Origin of the sequence: Aquabacterium sp. NJ1 (assembly GCF_000768065.1) — a bacterium.
Lineage (GTDB): Bacteria > Pseudomonadota > Gammaproteobacteria > Burkholderiales > Burkholderiaceae_C > Aquabacterium.
This window is the reverse complement of the sequence record NZ_JRKM01000001.1, coordinates 2,736,900-2,753,416: the sequence shown is the minus strand read 5'-3', so window position 1 is coordinate 2,753,416 and position 16,517 is coordinate 2,736,900. Positions and strand designations below refer to the sequence as shown.

17 protein-coding genes are annotated in these 16,517 nt (G+C 64.5%); 10 read left to right on the top strand and 7 right to left on the bottom strand.

Annotated features, from left to right (window positions below):
* Positions 1 to 278 precede the first annotated feature (278 nt).
* The 4 genes from JY96_RS11770 (at position 279) to JY96_RS11755 (ending at position 2,217) form a co-directional block, all read left to right on the top strand.
* A complete protein-coding gene (locus tag JY96_RS11770) occupies positions 279 to 617 on the top strand; it encodes an NIPSNAP family protein (protein ID WP_035037633.1) in 339 nt (112 codons plus the stop codon).
* Entirely contained in the window at positions 614 to 958 is a 345-nt protein-coding gene (locus JY96_RS11765; protein WP_035037630.1) for an antibiotic biosynthesis monooxygenase, read from the top strand. The genes JY96_RS11770 and JY96_RS11765 overlap by 4 nt, the downstream gene beginning before the upstream one ends.
* A gap of 4 nt (positions 959 to 962) precedes the next feature.
* Positions 963 to 1,673, top strand: coding sequence for a helix-turn-helix transcriptional regulator (locus JY96_RS11760; protein WP_035042457.1), 711 nt, complete (start codon positions 963 to 965; stop codon positions 1,671 to 1,673).
* Between the two features lie 64 nt (positions 1,674 to 1,737).
* Positions 1,738 to 2,217: a VOC family protein gene (locus tag JY96_RS11755; protein ID WP_035042453.1), complete on the top strand. Its 480-nt coding sequence runs from the start codon at positions 1,738 to 1,740 to the stop codon at positions 2,215 to 2,217.
* Positions 2,218 to 2,252: 35 nt separating this feature from the next.
* Here JY96_RS11755 and JY96_RS11750 read toward each other — a convergent pair whose 3' ends face one another.
* From JY96_RS11750 to JY96_RS11740, 3 genes are all read right to left on the bottom strand, one after another.
* Entirely contained in the window at positions 2,253 to 2,876 is a 624-nt protein-coding gene (locus tag JY96_RS11750; RefSeq protein ID WP_035037628.1) for a cytochrome c oxidase assembly factor Coa1 family protein, read from the bottom strand.
* Positions 2,877 to 2,942: 66 nt separating this feature from the next.
* Complete coding sequence (locus JY96_RS11745) at positions 2,943 to 5,261, bottom strand: hypothetical protein (protein WP_035037625.1); 2,319 nt, start codon at positions 5,259 to 5,261, stop codon at positions 2,943 to 2,945.
* A 109-nt stretch (positions 5,262 to 5,370) separates the two neighbouring features.
* Positions 5,371 to 6,063, bottom strand: coding sequence for a DJ-1/PfpI family protein (locus JY96_RS11740; protein ID WP_035042451.1), 693 nt, complete (start codon positions 6,061 to 6,063; stop codon positions 5,371 to 5,373).
* 120 nt (positions 6,064 to 6,183) lie between these two features.
* On the opposite strand from JY96_RS11740, the gene JY96_RS11735 reads away from it, so the two are divergent.
* Positions 6,184 to 7,188, top strand: coding sequence for a GlxA family transcriptional regulator (locus tag JY96_RS11735; protein WP_035037621.1), 1,005 nt, complete (start codon positions 6,184 to 6,186; stop codon positions 7,186 to 7,188).
* A 110-nt stretch (positions 7,189 to 7,298) separates the two neighbouring features.
* A complete protein-coding gene (locus JY96_RS11730) occupies positions 7,299 to 8,453 on the top strand; it encodes a hypothetical protein (RefSeq protein WP_152606469.1) in 1,155 nt (384 codons plus the stop codon).
* Positions 8,454 to 8,471: 18 nt separating this feature from the next.
* On the opposite strand, the gene ahpF is transcribed toward JY96_RS11730, so the two are convergent.
* The 3 genes from ahpF to JY96_RS11715 all read right to left on the bottom strand — a co-directional run bounded on the left by ahpF (position 8,472) and on the right by JY96_RS11715 (position 12,959).
* Complete coding sequence (ahpF, locus tag JY96_RS11725) at positions 8,472 to 10,040, bottom strand: alkyl hydroperoxide reductase subunit F (protein ID WP_035042449.1); 1,569 nt, start codon at positions 10,038 to 10,040, stop codon at positions 8,472 to 8,474.
* 225 nt (positions 10,041 to 10,265) lie between these two features.
* Complete coding sequence (gene ahpC, locus JY96_RS11720; protein WP_035037617.1) at positions 10,266 to 10,841, bottom strand: alkyl hydroperoxide reductase subunit C; 576 nt, start codon at positions 10,839 to 10,841, stop codon at positions 10,266 to 10,268.
* 186 nt (positions 10,842 to 11,027) lie between these two features.
* Complete coding sequence (locus tag JY96_RS11715) at positions 11,028 to 12,959, bottom strand: reprolysin-like metallopeptidase (protein WP_035037616.1); 1,932 nt, start codon at positions 12,957 to 12,959, stop codon at positions 11,028 to 11,030.
* Positions 12,960 to 13,261: 302 nt separating this feature from the next.
* Between JY96_RS11715 and flhD the strand changes: the two genes are divergently transcribed.
* The 3 genes from flhD to JY96_RS11700 all read left to right on the top strand — a co-directional run bounded on the left by flhD (position 13,262) and on the right by JY96_RS11700 (position 15,528).
* Entirely contained in the window at positions 13,262 to 13,585 is a 324-nt protein-coding gene (gene flhD, locus JY96_RS11710; RefSeq protein ID WP_035037613.1) for a flagellar transcriptional regulator FlhD, read from the top strand.
* Positions 13,586 to 13,640: 55 nt separating this feature from the next.
* Entirely contained in the window at positions 13,641 to 14,177 is a 537-nt protein-coding gene (gene flhC / locus JY96_RS11705; RefSeq protein WP_035037610.1) for a flagellar transcriptional regulator FlhC, read from the top strand.
* Positions 14,178 to 14,394: 217 nt separating this feature from the next.
* The gene (locus tag JY96_RS11700; RefSeq protein WP_035037607.1) at positions 14,395 to 15,528 is read left to right on the top strand and encodes a hypothetical protein; all 1,134 of its coding nucleotides are present in this window, start codon (positions 14,395 to 14,397) and stop codon (positions 15,526 to 15,528) included.
* 29 nt (positions 15,529 to 15,557) lie between these two features.
* On the opposite strand, the gene JY96_RS11695 is transcribed toward JY96_RS11700, so the two are convergent.
* Positions 15,558 to 15,920: a PilZ domain-containing protein gene (locus JY96_RS11695; protein WP_081961208.1), complete on the bottom strand. Its 363-nt coding sequence runs from the start codon at positions 15,918 to 15,920 to the stop codon at positions 15,558 to 15,560.
* Positions 15,921 to 16,215: 295 nt separating this feature from the next.
* Here JY96_RS11695 and JY96_RS11690 point away from each other — a divergent pair, with 295 nt between their 5' ends.
* Positions 16,216 to 16,479, top strand: coding sequence for a hypothetical protein (locus JY96_RS11690; protein WP_035037602.1), 264 nt, complete (start codon positions 16,216 to 16,218; stop codon positions 16,477 to 16,479).
* Positions 16,480 to 16,517 lie beyond the last annotated feature (38 nt).

Sequence of the window (16,517 nt, the reverse complement as noted above, 5' to 3'; positions counted from 1 at the left end):
ACTGACCGCTATCGCTGCAGAACTGCCATTGTCCTCATCGCAGGGCACATCCAACTTGGCGCGTAAACGGCAACCCCAAATCGCCTCAACAACATGCTGGTTAGTACACGTTGATTTCACGTACCACCCTGGCACCGTCATTGACTCTGAAGCGATTGCCCCGAGGGAAGGGGCAATGCAAGCCACCAGTACTTGCCCCGTCGTTTCGGTGCGCATCAAAACAAAAGGCACTGTCATTGAAAGACAGTCATGTGCCTTGCTTCACGCTTTTTGCGCCCATGACCATCACCTGCTTCATCCGGTATCAGATCGACCCATTCCAACGAGCCGCCTTCGCCCGCTACGCAGAGGCTTGGGGCCGCATCATCCCTCGCTGCGGCGGCAACCTGCTGGGCTACTTCCTGCCGCACGAAGGCAGCAACGACGTGGCTTGGGGCTTGATCAGCTTTGACAGCATGGCCGCGTACGAGCGTTACCGCACGGCCCTCAAAGCCGATGAGGAAGGGCGGCGCAATTTCGAGATGGCGCAATCCCTGCGGTTCATTCTTCGCGAGGAACGCACCTGGCTGGAGCCGTTTGCATCCACCTTGAACCGAGCCCGGGAGGTGTTGCCATGATCGCCGTCATCTTCGAGCTTGAGCCGCGCCCAGGGCTTGCACCACGCTATTTCGAACTGGCGGAAGACTTGAAGCGCGCTCTGGTGAACCTGGACGGCTTCATCTCCATCGAGCGCTTCGAGAGCCTCACGCAGCCTGGTCGCTATGTGTCCTTGAGCTTCTGGCGTGACGAGCAGTCGGTGCAGCACTGGCGCAATCTGCCGGCGCACCGCCTGGCCCAAAGCGAAGGGCGATCGCAGCTGTTCGCGCAATACCGCTTGCGTGTTGCCACGGTGATCAGGGACTATGGCTTGTCAAGCCGCGATCAGGCACCGGCCGACGCGCTAGATGCATTACGCTGAGGCCATGAAACACACCGCCACGCATGAACCCCGCATTGCCCGCGTGGCCGCCATGGTCGCCGACCCGGCGCGCTCGCTGATGCTGGCGTACCTGCTGTCTGGTGAGTTGGCCAGCGCGGGCGAGCTGGCATCGGCCGCATCCATCACGCCTGCAACCGCAAGCGGGCATCTGGCCAAGCTGCTGGAGGCCGGCTTGCTTGTTTGCGAAGCCCGAGGCAGGCACCGCTATTACAAGCTGGCAGACAACGATGTGGCCCATGCACTGGAGTCGTTGGCCGTGGTGGCCGAGCGCTCGACCCATGAGCGCATGTGGGAGCACCCGGCACGCAAGCGCCTGCGGTTTGCCCGGTGCTGTTATGGGCATCTGGCGGGGGCGTTGGGTGTCAGCGTGTTGACCACCTTGCATGAGCAAGCGGGCCTGAAGATCAATCAGGAAGGGGAAGGATATGAACTCACGCCTGCAGGCCTGGCATGGTTGGCCAAAATGGACCTGCAGCCGAAGGTGCCTTTATCCGCGCGACGCTTTGCCTATCCCTGCCTGGATTGGTCCGAGCGAAAGGATCATCTTGCTGGCCAGCTGGCGGATGAATTGCTTCAACACTTCATCCAGAAGGCCTGGGTCAGACGCGTGGATGGTCGGGCTCTCGACTTGACGCCACTGGGCGTTCAGGTGCTGTTGCCAATGCTCGTCAAGCCGGCGATCAACAACGCTTGAATGTTCGCCCCACACCGATAAACTGGCCAGCCTGGCCCTGATGGGTGGTTGGATGGAGCAAGCCATGCAAAGCAAAAATACGATCTGCCTATGGTTTGACGGCACCGCCGAAGAAGCCGCACGCTTTTACGCCGAGACCTTCCCTGACAGCGCCGTGGGCGCCATCTTCCGCGCGCCTGCAGACTATCCCTCTGGCAAGCAGGGCGACGTGCTGACGGTCGAGTTCACCGTGATGGGCATTCCTTGCCTGGGTTTGAATGGCGGCCCGATCTTCAAGCACAGCGAGGCTTTCTCGTTCCAGGTGGCCACCGACACCCAGGAAGAAACCGACCGCTTGTGGCACGCCATCATCCAGCACGGCGGGCAAGCGAGCGAATGCGGCTGGTGCAAGGACAAGTGGGGCCTGTCGTGGCAGATCACGCCGCGTGCGCTCACCACCGCGATGGCCGACCCCGACCGTGCAGCGGCCAAGCGTGTCTTCGAGGCCATGATGACGATGGGCAAGATCGACATCGCGGCGATTGAAGCGGCGCGCCGGGGCTGAGTGTTGATGGCGCGCGGCTCATCACCGAGCCCTCATCAAATCCCCCTGCCCATCTCCGCGCTCAAATCCACCCGCTGTCCTGTCACCTCGTCTTCAAAAGCCATGCGGTCGATCTGCCACTTGCCGAGATCCTTGGAGGCCTCGACATAGGCCTGGCCTTTGCCCTTGGGGCCTTCTACCGAGAAAGCCAGGCTAGCGCGGCCATTCGGGCCAGACACTTCGAAGTTACCCGAGGGCGCGCCGGTCACCATGGGTGAGCCCACCAGCACCAGCACCTGCGGGTTGCCTTGCAGGCGGTTCACCGCCATCTTGTAGGGCTCGCTGGTTTTCAGCGTCGAGACGATCGTGAACATCAACCCGGCCATCGCGACCGCCCCCCCCACGAGCACGATGAGGCCCCATTTGGCCCATTGGCGCTGCACGCGCTGGAAGTGCTCGATGCTGTCCCAGCGTTTGTTGCGCCAGGCCCAGGTGCTGCCTTTGGCGCCGAGCAGGAAGAGGACGATGATGTTCGCGAAGGGGACGAACATCAGCAAGGCGATGAAGGTGTTGTTGCCGATGCCCCAGATCCAGTTGAGCAGGAAGGCGCCCCAGTTCCAGCGGTCGATCTCGGCTGGAACGGTGGCGCTTTTGCCTTGCCCTGATGTGTTGTGGTCCATGTGTGCCTGCCTGTTGTCGTTGAAGCCGTCTGTTCATTCTGAATGGAAACGGCAGGCACACCGGGATCAGCTGGACGGCAGCGCCACCTTGGACAACACAAACGCCCGCACCGCGCTGGCGTCATAACCGAGCTCGTAGTTCCAACCGTCGGTGGCGGTCGAGTCCACATACAGGTTCTCGCTGAAGCCGGCCACCACGCAGCCTGCCGGGTTGCAGCTCGCGGGCAGGTTGATCGTCATCAGGTCGTGCACGGTCATGGCAGCCGGTGAACCGCCGGTCGGGTCTTCGTTGACCAGCGGGGTGCCGGGGTCGTCCACGCGCAAAGGCTGGCCGGGGTTGAAGGGGTCTTGCGAGCGGTTGAGCACGGTGCTCACGCCACGCACCGTCACGAAGCTGTAGTTGGCAAAGCCATGCGGGTGCCAGGCCTGGTAGGGCAGGCTGACCACGTCGCTGTCCTGTGCCTGCAGCACGCCGCAGCAGTCATCGGCAAAGGCCGTGCCGATCGAGGGCGCGGGGATCTGCGCATAACAGTGGTTGTTGTCCACATGCAGGGTGATGATCATGCTGTTGCCCACGACCAGGCCCAGCGGGTCGGCATCCGTTGTGTAGATGGTGCCGGTGAGGTCGGGCACATCGGGCACCACGAACTTGATGCCCAGCGCGTGGATGTCGATGGGCTGGCCGTGCGCATCGAACAGGTCCACCTTGAGCTGGTACTGGCCGCTGTCGTCGCTGGTGCCGGAAACGGGCGTGCCATTGCCGTTGTAGCTCAGGCCCGGTGCAAACAGGTGGGTGGGGAACTTGGCGCTGCTCAGGTGCTCGATGATCTCGCCCGCGCTGGGCGGGGTGTCCCACACGCCTTCAGGGGCCACCGAGGCATAAGGGATCTGTGTGAGATCGGGCACCGAGGTGCCGCCACCGGTGGGCACGGGCTTGGGGCCCAGGGTAAAGGGTGTCCAGGCCGGGAAGACGCCGCTGGGGGTGTTCACGTCATGCCGGTAGTAGTGCTGGATGCCGTCCTTCAAAGGCTGGAAGTTGCCGCTGAAGCCGCGCCGCCATGAGACCTGGTAGTGCTGCACACCCAGCGCCTCCAGCTCGTTGGCAAACAGCAGGCGCGGGCGCAGCAGGCCACCCCATGGGCGGCCATCGGCCGTCAGGCCCCGCTTGGCTGCCAGCACGGCCGGCAAGGTGCTGTCTTTCAAGGCTTTGCTGGTGCCGTAGATCTGGCTCAAGGGGATGCCACCCACGGCCAGGAAGGCTACCCAGCGCCCCACGCCATTGGGGCCCACCACGGGCGGGCAAGGCGCGCAGGTATGGGCAAAGGGGCTCGTCGTGTAGAGCTTGACCTCGGTGCCCGAGACGTAGTCCCACCAGGTGTGGCAGGCCACGGGGGTGGGCGCATAGATGGTGGCCTTGATGGGCCCGAAGATGGGCTGCGTGGCCTTGAAGTACAGATCGGGGATGTCATGGTTGTGGCAGCCCTGGAAGAACACGGTGCGGAAGTGCCCGCAGCTGTCGGTGAGCGCGGTGCCCACGCGCTGCATGGTGACGAAGCGCGGGTACAACCAGCACAGCAAAGGCCTGATCAACACGGGGTTCTGGATGAGCGCTTGCTGGAACTGCAAGGTGCTGCCGGTTTGCGCCAGGTAGCGCAACTCGGTGGACTCGCTGAGGGCGGTGAGCGAGGCCATGCTGTCGGCCGTGGGCGCGTGGCTTTGCGCGGCCAGCGTGGTGGTGTTGAGGCGGCGCAGTTGTGCGCCCGTCACCGGCAGCGGCAAGGGGTCAGGCCCCGGCTCGGGGATGGGGCCCGGGCCGTGCGGCGGCAAGGTGAGCACGGGCTCCTTGATGCGCCCGCTGGCGATGATGTCGCGCAGGCGGTCAATCACCAGCAGGGGCAGCTTGGGGATGATGATGTAGAGCGGGTCGACCTCGTAGATCTCGACTGTGGCGTTGCACACGGGGAAGTCCACCACTGAGCCACCAATGGTGACCTTCTTGAGCAACTGCCCTTGCACGAACACGGCGCTGCGCAACCAGCACAGCCAGATCGGAGAGAAGACGGTGAACTCGGCTTTGAGCTCACGCTGGCGCGGGTTGTAGGCCAGGTGCTGCTCCAGCGCACCACGGCGCATCAGCTCGGCGAAGTCGGGGGTTTTGTCATCCAGCCTGGGGCCGACCAGCACACGCACCGTGTCGGCTGGGGCCTTGGTTTGCAAGGCGAGTTTGGCTTCGCCCTTGTCGTTCAAGGGGGCGCTGCCCAGGAACACGGCCTCAGAGCTGAAGGCGTAGGCCATCGCCTCGACCTTCTGATCGCTCTTGGCGGCGTCCAGCAACTGGGCCTGGATGGTGATCGCCACGGGCGATGCGCTGTCTTTCGTGTTCATGGCGAACTCCTGGTGTGATGGTTGCCGGCACCCTTGTGCCGACGGTGCCAGACCACTGTAGGAGGATCGCTGTTAAAGCGCTTCCCAAACCTTGGGGGGATCGATGGGGTCAGCCTAGGGGGGCGAGCCGCATGGCCTGGGCCGCCTGTTGGACGAGGGCGCGGCGATGGGCTTGTGGCTCGCGCATGCGTTCGCGTGCAGCAGCCACGAGTGGCGGGCGGGCGCGTGAAGGGTGGCCTGCATCAAAGGGTGGGGCGGGGTTGTATTCGATGCTCAGCTGGATGGCTTCGGCCACCTCCTGGCCTTGCAGTTGGGCGGCGAGGTACAAGGCGAAGTCGATGCCGGCGGTCACGCCACCACCGGTGATCACGGGGCCATCGTGCACGAACCGTTCGTCGGTTGGGATCGCGCCGAAGTCGGCCAGCATGTCCATGGAGGCCCAGTGCGTGGCCGCGCGGCGGCCTTGCAGCAAACCGGCGGCGCCCAGCAGCAGCGCACCGGAACACACGGAGGTGACAAAGCCCGCCTGGCTGCCCACGCGGTGGATGAAGTCGATGATGGGGGCGTCGTTCAGGAGCGGGGTCACGCCAAAGCCACCTGGGACGCACAGCACGTCCAGATGCTGGATGTCGGTGCAGCGTTGGGTGGGTTGCAGGGGCAGGCCGTGTTCGGTGATGACGGGGTCCAGCGTGTGCCAGATCAGGTCCACACGCGTGTCAGGCAGGCGGCAGAAAACCTCATAGGGGCCGATGAGGTCCAGCACGGTCAGTTGGGGAAAAAGCAGCAAGCCGATGTGGGTCATGGTGTAGGTCTCCTGGTTTGTCAACATTGTTCGAGATGGTTGATTGGCAGGTTTGCCAAATTGCTTTGAAAAACTGCCATGCCGATTTTTCCGCTTTGAACAAACCTATAGTCCCCTCTCATGCCCACCAAGCCCCCCGCCCCTCACACCATCCTCATGGTCGTCTTCCCCGGCTTCCTGCTGCTGGATGCTGCCGGGCCGCTGCAGGTCTTCGCCATGGCCGATCAGGAAGCCGCCCAAGCGCACAGCGCCCCTCGCTACCGCTTGCGCACCGTGTCCAGCACAGGCGGGCTGATCACCTCATCCTGTGGCCTGGCCATTCAAACCGAAGCCCTGCCTCGCCCGGCCAGCCTGAAGCACGCCACGCTCATCGTGGCCGGTGGCGATGGCACCGAAGCGGCCATGCGAGACAAGCGCCTGATCCGCTGGCTGCAAGCCGCATCACAGCAGGTGACGCGATGCTGCTCGGTCTGCACCGGCGCCTTCGTGCTGGCCCAGGCCGGCCTGCTCGATGGGCGGCGCGCCGTGACCCACTGGCAGGACCTGCCCTTGCTGCGCCAGCTGTTCCCCCAAGTCCGCCTGCTGGATGACGCCATCCATGTGCGTGATGGCCATGTGCACACCTCTGCCGGCGTGACGGCCGGTATCGACCTCTGCCTGAGCCTGGTCGAGGCCGACCACAACCGCGCGCTATCCCTGCGTGTGGCCAAGCGCCTGGTGGTGCCGCTGCGCCGCGCCGGTGGCCAGCGGCAGTTCAGCGCCGATCTGCTGGCGCAAGAAGCCGAACACGAAGGCGTCACCGGGCAGTTGCTGCAATGGCTCCAGCCCCGCCTGAAGCAGGCCATCAAGGTGGCCGACATGGCCCATGCGATGGCCCTGTCCGAGCGCACCCTGCATCGGCAGGTGCTGGCGCAAACCGGCCAGACCCCGGCCCGCTTCCTGGCCAGCCTGCGGCTGGAGCGCGCCTGCCGGTTGCTGGAAGCCGGGCCCACCTCGCTCAAACGCGTTGTGCGCGACAGCGGCTTTGGCAGCGAAGACAAACTGCGGCGCTGCTTCCAACAGCGGCTGGGGGTGTCGCCTGGAGACTACGCCGCCCGCTTCAGTTCAGGGCGAACCCGTAGCTGAACTCCACGTGATGGTGCCCTTGTTGCGCCCTGGTCCGCCATTTACGAATGATTACGGGCCAAGTCATGACACTGCCCTTAATGTCTGGCCTGCACATCAGGAGCCACTACATGAAGACCCGGACCACATCGTTTGCAGTGCTGCTCGGCAGCGCGCTGCTGGCGTTGTCGTCCCCGTCTGCTGTGGCGGCTGATGGCGTGAGCCTGCTGGCACCGACCGCGCCGGATCAAAACAGCTATGGCGAGGTGATCGGTGCCAGCGGCATCGTGCTGGGCGAGTCCTACGTCAAGCAGGACTGCCCCATCAGCCAGTGGGTCGACTGCCTGGTTGAAGGCTACAGCAAGCATCAGCCTCGGTCGGTGTGGTGGCCCGTTCAAGGGGGCGCCCCCGCCGTGCTGCCCTGCCTGAACAAGGCGGCCAGCACCGCCACCAGCTGGGACAAGCCTTGCGAAGCCCTGGCCATCAACAGCCGTGGTGTGATGGTGGGCCGCAGCTATGTGTCCAAAAGCACCTTTGACGTCGGCGTGCACCCGGTGCTGTGGCTGAGCCCTGGCAGCGCGCCGGTCGACCTCAGCGCCCAGATGCAAGGCCTGCCCGCCTACCTGTCTGCCCGTGCCGTGGGCATCAATGAACAGGGCTGGATCCTGGGGCGCGCACAGATCGACAAGCACTTGAACGAATACGCCTTCCTGCTGCGAGATGGCCTGGCCACCCTGCTGCCATCGGCGGGCGCGCTGTCCGTCAAGGCGCGCGCCATCAATGCCACCATAGCCGTGGGTGATGGCCAGTACGAAGGCGGCGGCCAGTCCGGCGTGATCGTGTGGACGCTGGACGGGCCCACCAGCACGCTGCGCACGGTGGACGGCAGCGAAAACGATGTGCACGCCGAAGCCATCAGCTCGGCCGGTCACGTGGCCGGCTTTTACTGGGCGCCCGCCAGCAAACAAGGCAACCGCGCCTACATCTGGTACGAGGGCCGTGCGCAGGCCTTGCCCACCGACAACGGCTACAGCAGCGTGGCTTATGGCGTGAACGCCGCCGGCACGGTTGTCGGCAGCCACTGCCGCACCGATCAGGACATCCACGGCTGCCGCGCCGTGATCTGGCGCAATGGCGTGCGGCAGGATCTCAATGTGCTCGCCACGCCGCCAGCCGGCTTCACCTTCGTGCAGGCCAAAGCCATCAACGACCAGGACGAGATCACCGGCTGGATGGTCAATGCAGCCAATGCCTATCGGGGCTTTGTGCTGACGCTCCAGCCCTGACCCGCGCTCACCGGCTCATCAAGCGGGCACCGACGAGCGGATGAGGTGGTCAAAGGCACCCAGTGCCGCCTTGGCGCCGTCACCGGCAGCAATCACGATCTGCTTGTAAGGCACGGTCGTGCAGTCACCGGCAGCGAACACGCCCGGCACATTGGTCGCGCCCTTGGCGTCCACCATGATTTCGCCAAAGCGCGACAGCTCCAGCGTGCCCTTGAGCCACTCGGTGTTGGGCACCAGGCCGATCTGCACGAAGACGCCTTCCAGCGCGACGTGGTGGTCCGCCCCGGTGGCGCGGTCCTTGTAGCTCAAGCCATTGACCTTGCCTTCGACCCCGGTGATCTCGGTGGTCTGCGCGTTGGTGTGGATCTCGACATTGGGCAGGCTCTTGAGCTTGTTGACCAGCACGGCGTCCGCCTTGAGCTGTTCGGCAAACTCGATCAGCGTGACGTGGGCCACGACACCCGCGAGGTCGATCGCGGCCTCCACGCCCGAGTTGCCGCCGCCGATCACGGCCACGCGCTTGCCCTTGAACAAGGGGCCGTCGCAGTGCGGGCAGTAGGCCACGCCCTTGTTGCGGTACTCGGCCTCGCCGGGCACGTTGACGTTGCGCCAGCGCGCCCCCGTCGAGATGATCACGCTCTTGCTCTTGAGCACGCCACCATTGGCCAGCTGCACTTCGATCAGGCCACCGGGCTGCGCCGCCGGGATCAGCTTGTCGGCGCGCTGCAGGTTCATGATGTCGACGTCATAAGCGCGGGTGTGCGCCTCCAGCGCGGCGGCGAACTTGGGGCCATCGGTTTCCAGCACCGAGATGTAGTTCTCGATGGCCAGCGTGTCATTGACCTGGCCACCAAAGCGCTCGGCCACCACGCCGGTGCGGATGCCCTTGCGGGCCGCGTACACGGCAGCAGCAGCGCCAGCCGGGCCACCGCCGACGATCAGCACGTCATACGCTTCCTTGGCCGACAGCTTGGCGGCATCCCGCGCGGCGGCACCCGTGTCCAGCTTGGCCACGATCTCTTCCACGGTCATCTTGCCCGAGGCGAACATGCTGCCGTTGAGGAAGACCATGGGCACGGCCATGATCTCGCGCGTCTCCACCTCTTCCTGGAAGGCGCCGCCTTCGATGATGGTCGTCTTGATCTTGGGGTTGAGGATGGCCATCAGGCTGAGCGCCTGCACCACGTCCGGGCAGTTGTGGCAGCTCAGGGACATGTAGACCTCGAAATGGAAGTCACCATCCAGGGCCGTGATCTGCTCGATCACATCGGGCTCGACCTTGGGCGGGTGGCCACCCGTCCAGAGCAGCGCCAGCACCAGCGAGGTGAACTCGTGGCCCAGCGGCAAACCGGCGAAGCGCAGCGATGTATCGCTGCCCACGCGCTGCAGCGTGAAGGAGGGCTTGCGCGCATCCTGGCCATCGGTCTTGAGCGTGATCTTGTCGCTGCGCAGGCCGGTGATGGTCTGCAGCAGGTCCAGCATCTCGCGCGAGTTCTCGGAGTCGCTCAGGGATGCGACGATCTCGAAGGGTTGCTGTACGCGCTCCAGGTAAGCGCCGAGTTGTGCCTTGAGGGAATCGTCCAACATGATGTGCATCCTTTTTAATCAAGCGACTTCGGGAACCGGCCTCCTGTCTTTGCAAAGGAGGCCAAAGGTTGATTCGGGCGGGGTGACGTGAGGGGGCACGCCTGGCGTCAGGCGCAGGGCAAGGCGCAAACCACAGCCATAGCCCGTGCTATGGCGAGGATTTGCAACGCAGGCGTGCGCCTGAGGCCGGGATGTGCCACCCACGGCAATCCGTCCGGATCAGCCTCAGATCTTGCCGACCAGGTCCAGCGAAGGGGTCAGGGCGGCAGCGCCTTCCTTCCACTTGGCCGGGCAGACCTGGTTGGGGTGAGCGGCGGTGAACTGGGCAGCCTTGAGCTTGCGCAGGGTTTCCGACACGTCACGGGCGATCTCGTTGCTGTGGATTTCAGCGGTCTTGATCTGGCCTTCGGGGTTGATGATGAAGGTGCCGCGCAGCGCCAGGCCTTCTTCAGGGATGTGCACGCCGAAAGCGTTGGTCAGTTGGTGCGTGGGGTCGCCAACCAGGGGGAACTTGGCCTTGCCCACGGCGGGCGAGGTTTCGTGCCACACCTTGTGCGAGAAGTGGGTGTCGGTGGTGACGATGTAGATCTCGGCGCCAGCCTTCTGGAACTCGGCGTAGCTGTTGGCGGCGTCTTCGATTTCGGTAGGGCAGTTGAAGGTGAAGGCGGCCGGCATGAAGATCAGGACGGACCACTTGCCCTTCAGGCTCTCGTCGGAGACTTCAATGAACTCGCCCTTGCCGCCGCGGTTGACGAAAGCTTGGGTCTTGAAGGGCTGAACCTGGGTGTTGATCAGAGACATGGCTTGTTCCTGTTTAGGTTTGGGGTTGAGAGACAACGGGGTGAATCTTAGGCCAGGTCATGCCATATAGCGAATTGATTGATCAAATACGATTGATTGGTAAGGGCTATCGCCTCGTCAAATGAGATTGAAATGAAAAATCCCGCCAGGCTGTGTAACCTGGCGGGATTCATGGATAGCGAGCGCTTACTTCTTTGCAGTGCTTGCCGCCGTCGTGGGCGCGGCGCTCAGGTAGAAGCGGGTGCCGATCACCGGCTGGTTGCTGCTGCGGTCCACGGTGAAAGAGCCGACCGAAGGCGCCACCACCTTGCCCGCGGCCGTCACGCTGAGCGACACCGCGCTCACCGCGCTGGGCACCGTGCACACGTACAAACCGGTGGTCCCAGCGCTGCAGCGGACCCGGCTGTCGGTGGGCTTGAGGGTGGCCGCACCGGTGTAGGGCGAACCGTTGGCGTTGAGCAACCAGCCCGCCACCACCGTGCTGCCATCGGTGGAAACGGAAGCCTTGCTGGCGTTGCCCTGGGCGGCCACCGTGGCCTTGGTCTGCAGCATGGTCGCCACCACGTTTTCGGTGCTGGTGCCGCACGGCTGTTTGGTGGCCGTGCAGGTCAGCTGGGGCGACGAGAACAGCGCCACGCGCGGCGAGATGTAGGACATGACCGTGCCGAACTGCCCGCTGAGGCCCTTGCCGTAGCTGTAGGCAAACACGCCGGGGAAGGAGGAATTGGCCTTGTCATGCGCGTTGCCCAGGTTGTGCCCCAGCTCGTGCGCCAGGCTGAGCATTTCGCAGTAGTAGCCGTTGGACTGCCCGTCGTTGAGCGAGGCGAACATCGAGCTGCCCACCTGGGCGTTGAACAGGCTCATGCCCCCGGCCCCGCCGCCCGGCACATAAGCCAGACCACAGGTGGATGAGCGGGAGGTGGTGGGGTTGAAAGGCGCAAAGAACACCGTGATGGCGCCGCCCGCCGTCCGCTTGAGCGCCGCCACGCCTTTGAACGCACCCGAATCGGCCCGCATGGCCGGCAGGATGACCTGCGGCGTGGCGTCCGCCTGCGCCACCTTGGCCCAGCCGACGATCTTGAAGGCCACACCCGTGCCGCTGTTCGAGTAGGCCGAGTTGGCCAGCTGCACGATGTTGGACAAGCGGGTGCGCGCCACCGCCTCCGTGCCCCACTGCGCCACATAGCTGGGCCCGTAGGTCATGAACAGGGTGATGGTGGTGTCGATCTTGCCGGCGGCCAGGGGGACCAGGGTGCCGCCGCTGGGGGTGGTGGTCGTGGTCGCCTTTTGCGTGCGCCCGCCCACGGTGATCGCCAAAGCCTGGGACGCCTCGTCCGGGTCGGCCTGATCCGGCCCGCGCAGCTTGGCCCAGCCGGCCGCATTCGGGTCGACGATCTGGGTGCGCCCCTGACGGGTGACGATCTGGTACTCGTTGCCATTGCTCAGCACCGTGCCAAAGACCGCGTCCGTGCCCACGGTGATGACCGTGGGGGCAGCGGCACCGTCCATGCGGCTGATGCCCTGGATCTGCACGAAACCGTCCTGGTCCAGCTCGCGGTGGGTGACGATGGCCACTTCGGTCTGCCCGTTCGGCAAAGGCAAGGCGATTTCCGCGCCCTCGTCGGCTTGCGCCAGGCCGGCCAGGTTGCCCGCCAGTGCGCGCACACCCGGGCTCACCTGGGCCCCCAGGGTGTAGGCCTGGCCCTGGATGGGGCCCGCATCGGCCACGGGCACCAGCACCCCGTTGGGCTGCTGCCTGAAGGGCACCTGGCGCCCACCAAAACGCACCGCACCCACAAAACCGTCCTTGGTCTGCTTGAGGTAGACGCGGTCGCGTGGGTTGCCCTGCAGGCTGCCATGCCAGTAGCTCAGGCCATCGAGCCCCTTGGTGGTGGTCTCGAACACCACGGTCTTGCGGCCGATTACCGGGAAGGTGATGGCCACGGTCTGGCCGCTGCGCATGGCCATCAGGGCGCGTGCGTCCAGCTTGAGCGGGTTGTGGATCTCCAGGCCTCTGTCGGAGAGGGTGCTGGGGTTCACGGCCGCCAGGGCCTGGCCATTCCAGGTGCCCATGGCCACCAGGGCCAGCGCTGAAAACATCGTGCGGCTGAACTGCATCTTCCGGGTCCTTTGCCCTGCGGGCGCGTCGTCATTCGAAACGCCAGAGTAAGCCGCCGCCCCAGGGGAACCAAGTGAATTTCTGACGGCTTGCGGGCAATTACAGGCCGTTTACAAAGCTTTTGTCTGAACCGCCTTGCCTGCCCAGTTCGGGCGTTTTGTCAGGCAAATTCCTACAAAGCGTGTAGCCGGAAACCGACCCGTCTTACAGCCGCTCACCTATCAAGGAATTTGGCATCCGTTTGCACAATGACTCCATCGACAACGCGAAACCGCACTGAGTCAAACAAAGGAACACAGCCATGAACGCCGACCAAATCCTGATGGAAATCCGCGAAACCAACCTGTCCTACCTGATGCTGGCTCAGACCCTGATCCGCAATGACCGCGAACAGGCGCTGTTCCGCCTGGGCCTGTCCGAAGCCGCCGCCGACCGCCTGGCTTCGCTGAGCCCCGCCCAGCTGATGAAGGTGGCTTCGAGCAACACCCTGGTGTGCCGCATGCGTGTTGACGACGACATGGTCTGGACCCTGCTGACCAATCACGGCAAGGGTGCTGGCAGCGATGGCGCCTCCCGCCTGCATGCCTCGATCCTGCTGGCTGGCAAGCATCAAGAAGCCGCCTGATCCAGACACCGCCCGAACCGCACACCCTATTCACAGACAAGCCGGAGAATCCACCATGCGTAGCAAGAGCCTGTTGACCGAAGCCAAGCAAATCGACCGCGCCGTGACCCTGATCAACCTGGGTGCCCGCCTGCAAGTGCTGGAGTCGGAAACCGACATGTCGTACGAACGCCTGCTGCGCCTCTATAAGGAAGTCTCCGGCAAGTCGCCGTCCAAGGGTCAGCTGCCCTTCTCGACCGACTGGTTCATGACCTGGCAGCCCAATATCCACGCTTCCCTGTTCCTGAACATCCACGAGTACCTGAACAAGGCCGCCGAGATGGACGAGATCGACGTCGTCATCAAGGCCTACCAGCTGTACCTGGAGCAGACCGAATCCCAAGGCCTGGAGCCCCTGCTGTCCGTGACCCGCGCCTGGCGCCTGGTCAAGTTCATCGACAACGGCATGCTGACCATGACCAAGTGCTCCAAGTGCGGCGGCCACTTTGTCAGCCACCCTCATGAAATTTCGCGCCACTTCGTGTGTGGCCTGTGCAACCCGCCAGCCCGCGCCGGCAAGGGCAAGGCCGCTGGCGCCATCCAGATGCACTGATCCCGTGTTTTTTGTCAGAGTGTTTTCATTGCTTGTCTCCTCCTAGCAGCACTGCTGTACCGAGTGCTTTGTCGGGGTCCTTCGGGACCCCGCTTTTTTTGACAGATCCACCCCTTAGCCCCCCTTGATCCGGGTTTCCACCTCGGCCCAGGCCCGAGACAATGGGGCGGCCCACGTGCTGTCAGCGTGGGCTTTGTGTGTTCAAGTGGGAGTGGGCATGGACGTTTACCTGAATCGGACCTTGGAGCTGGGACAGAAGATCCCCTATGGGGCCAGTGACTTCCAGCTCGACGTCAGCCATCACACCTATTACGTGGGCAACCCCGGTCGCACGGGCGCGAGTTTCCCGGTGCGGCTGAAAGCCGCCGTCTACTGCGGCGAAACCGAGGTGATCAACCTCGTGGCCGAAGTCCAGCCCAATACCAAGGCCCAGTCCATGGGCTACCTGTTCAAGTACGAAGCCGCCATCAGCCCCGATGAGCCGGACCGCATCCTGGCCTACATGGGCTCCAACCCCCAGGCCGAGCCGGTGGGCGAGCTGACCTTCACGGCGCTGGGTGCCTACCTGCAGGACGAAGACGTGCAGGTGGCTTACGAGCACCAGCGCCGCGGCATCGCCACGGCCATGTACCAGCAGGCCGAAGCCCTGACGGGCAAGCAGTTCCTGTCACGCGCGGGTGATGTGCTGACGGTGGACGGCGCCGCCTTCTGGGCCAACCCGGATCGCCCCTTTGGCGTGGACGCGCTCTACAGCCAGCCGCGCCGGCTCTTGTGGATCAACCTGGCCGACTTGCTGCCCGCCCCGCTGCGGGAGCTGCCCAGGGTGGTGTTCGACGCCGAACGCTTCACCCTGTCGGCCACCGGGCAGCGCTGCATCGACATGGCCAACAACGGCGCCGGCCCGCGTGTGGGACTGCAGGAAGCGCGCATCCGCGGCCTGGTGGCGCGTGGCCACGATGGCCGGGTCGAATCCTTCGTGAACGACCCGCATGCCCCAGCCAAGCTGATGCGCAGCGTCTGCTGCGGCGACACCCCGCCCACCCTGGCCTTGAGCAACCCACGAGGCCTGCCTGACCCCAGCATCGCCCCGCCGCTGGCGCTGCTGACCGAGGATGCGCGCGAAGAGGTGCTGCACTTCATCGGCCGCTGTCTGCACGCCCTGGCTGACCTCAGTGCGCTGGAAGTCCTGCACCCCTTGATTCGCGCGCTGAGCCGTCAGCGGCAGGTGCACCGCGAGCCGGGCGACCCGGGCAACATCGAGCGCGCGTTCGAGGCGCGCCGCGTGCAGGCCGTCTCGGTCATGACCGACATGCTGGAAAAAGAAGCCGAGTTCCGCGCCAGCCGGATGTGAGGCCGGCCCGGCCCCATCCCCGCCCTGCTTTACCCTCGTTGCACCCAGGTTTCGATCAAGGCCTTCATGGCCGGGTCGACCCGGGCAAAGCGCGTGCCCATGCGGAACTTGCCGCCCTTGGCCACGTGGAACATCACCTTGGTGTGCAGATCGGGGTAGTGGTACTTGCTGCGGTCAGCCGGGTCCGGCAGGGCGATCAGGAGGTGCAGCACCGCCCCGTCCGGGAAGGCCCGCTCGCAGACCAGCCCCAGCCCATCGGCCGAGATGTTGACCACGCGGGCCTCCAGGAAGGACTGAGGGCTCAGCACCACCCTGGCGGCCCAGGAGACATGGGCCCGGGGGCCCTGGCGAGCATCTGTCGCTTGTGGCGACGTCAAATCAGATACGGTCACGGCTACCTCTTGCGGAGTGAACGCGGTGAGAACACATGCTCGGGCGCCTCACCAGACAACGAATTTATAAGCACTAATCGGCAGTTGTGATCAAACCTGAAGTGCCGAGTAATGTCACTGAACTTTCTCTCGTTTTTGCCACTTTTATCAAAGCATTACGCATGCTGCACCGCAGCATTTTGCATGACTGCTCATCTCCCCGAGGGAATACACGCTCTTGCGCGCCTGGGTGGCAGGCTTTAGAAATTGACCAGCGTCAAATACGTCACGGCCTACGCCCCGAAAAGGAGAAGCGATGCCCGGTTCCCTGCCCCGTACGACATCGGTCAGAAAGCGCATTCGCCACCTGACCACGCTGGCTTGCGTGCTGGCGTGTGCCGCCGGTTTGCTGGCCTTGCTGAGCGGCCACGTGGCCCACGGCGCGCTGCTGATGCTGGCTGGCCTGGTGCTGGTGCCGGGCAGCATCTGGGGCCGGCGCCACAAGCGGCAACCGCTGGATGCCGGCTTGCTGACGGCCGAAGGCGTGCCCGCCACGCGACGCTGGCGCAAGGCCGCCTGAGCACTGGCGCCTGGCCGGCCTGTGCCGGCTTTTTTCAC

Bases quoted from the DNA above. Each gene is read 5' to 3' on its own strand.
- JY96_RS11730 (WP_152606469.1), top strand. From the start codon at position 7,299: ATGAAGACCCGGACCACATCGTTTGCAGTGCTGCTCGGCAGCGCGCTG.
- JY96_RS11760 (WP_035042457.1), top strand. From the start codon at position 963: ATGAAACACACCGCCACGCATGAACCCCGCATTGCCCGCGTGGCCGCC.
- JY96_RS11750 (WP_035037628.1), bottom strand. From the start codon at position 2,876: ATGGACCACAACACATCAGGGCAAGGCAAAAGCGCCACCGTTCCAGCC.
- JY96_RS11715 (WP_035037616.1), bottom strand. From the start codon at position 12,959: ATGCAGTTCAGCCGCACGATGTTTTCAGCGCTGGCCCTGGTGGCCATG.
- ahpF (WP_035042449.1), bottom strand. From the start codon at position 10,040: ATGTTGGACGATTCCCTCAAGGCACAACTCGGCGCTTACCTGGAGCGC.
- ahpC (WP_035037617.1), bottom strand. From the start codon at position 10,841: ATGTCTCTGATCAACACCCAGGTTCAGCCCTTCAAGACCCAAGCTTTC.
- JY96_RS11755 (WP_035042453.1), top strand. From the start codon at position 1,738: ATGCAAAGCAAAAATACGATCTGCCTATGGTTTGACGGCACCGCCGAA.
- JY96_RS11740 (WP_035042451.1), bottom strand. From the start codon at position 6,063: ATGACCCACATCGGCTTGCTGCTTTTTCCCCAACTGACCGTGCTGGAC.
- flhD (WP_035037613.1), top strand. From the start codon at position 13,262: ATGAACGCCGACCAAATCCTGATGGAAATCCGCGAAACCAACCTGTCC.
- JY96_RS11745 (WP_035037625.1), bottom strand. From the start codon at position 5,261: ATGAACACGAAAGACAGCGCATCGCCCGTGGCGATCACCATCCAGGCC.
- JY96_RS11765 (WP_035037630.1), top strand. From the start codon at position 614: ATGATCGCCGTCATCTTCGAGCTTGAGCCGCGCCCAGGGCTTGCACCA.
- JY96_RS11770 (WP_035037633.1), top strand. From the start codon at position 279: ATGACCATCACCTGCTTCATCCGGTATCAGATCGACCCATTCCAACGA.
- flhC (WP_035037610.1), top strand. From the start codon at position 13,641: ATGCGTAGCAAGAGCCTGTTGACCGAAGCCAAGCAAATCGACCGCGCC.
- JY96_RS11735 (WP_035037621.1), top strand. From the start codon at position 6,184: ATGCCCACCAAGCCCCCCGCCCCTCACACCATCCTCATGGTCGTCTTC.
- JY96_RS11690 (WP_035037602.1), top strand. From the start codon at position 16,216: ATGCCCGGTTCCCTGCCCCGTACGACATCGGTCAGAAAGCGCATTCGC.
- JY96_RS11700 (WP_035037607.1), top strand. From the start codon at position 14,395: ATGGACGTTTACCTGAATCGGACCTTGGAGCTGGGACAGAAGATCCCC.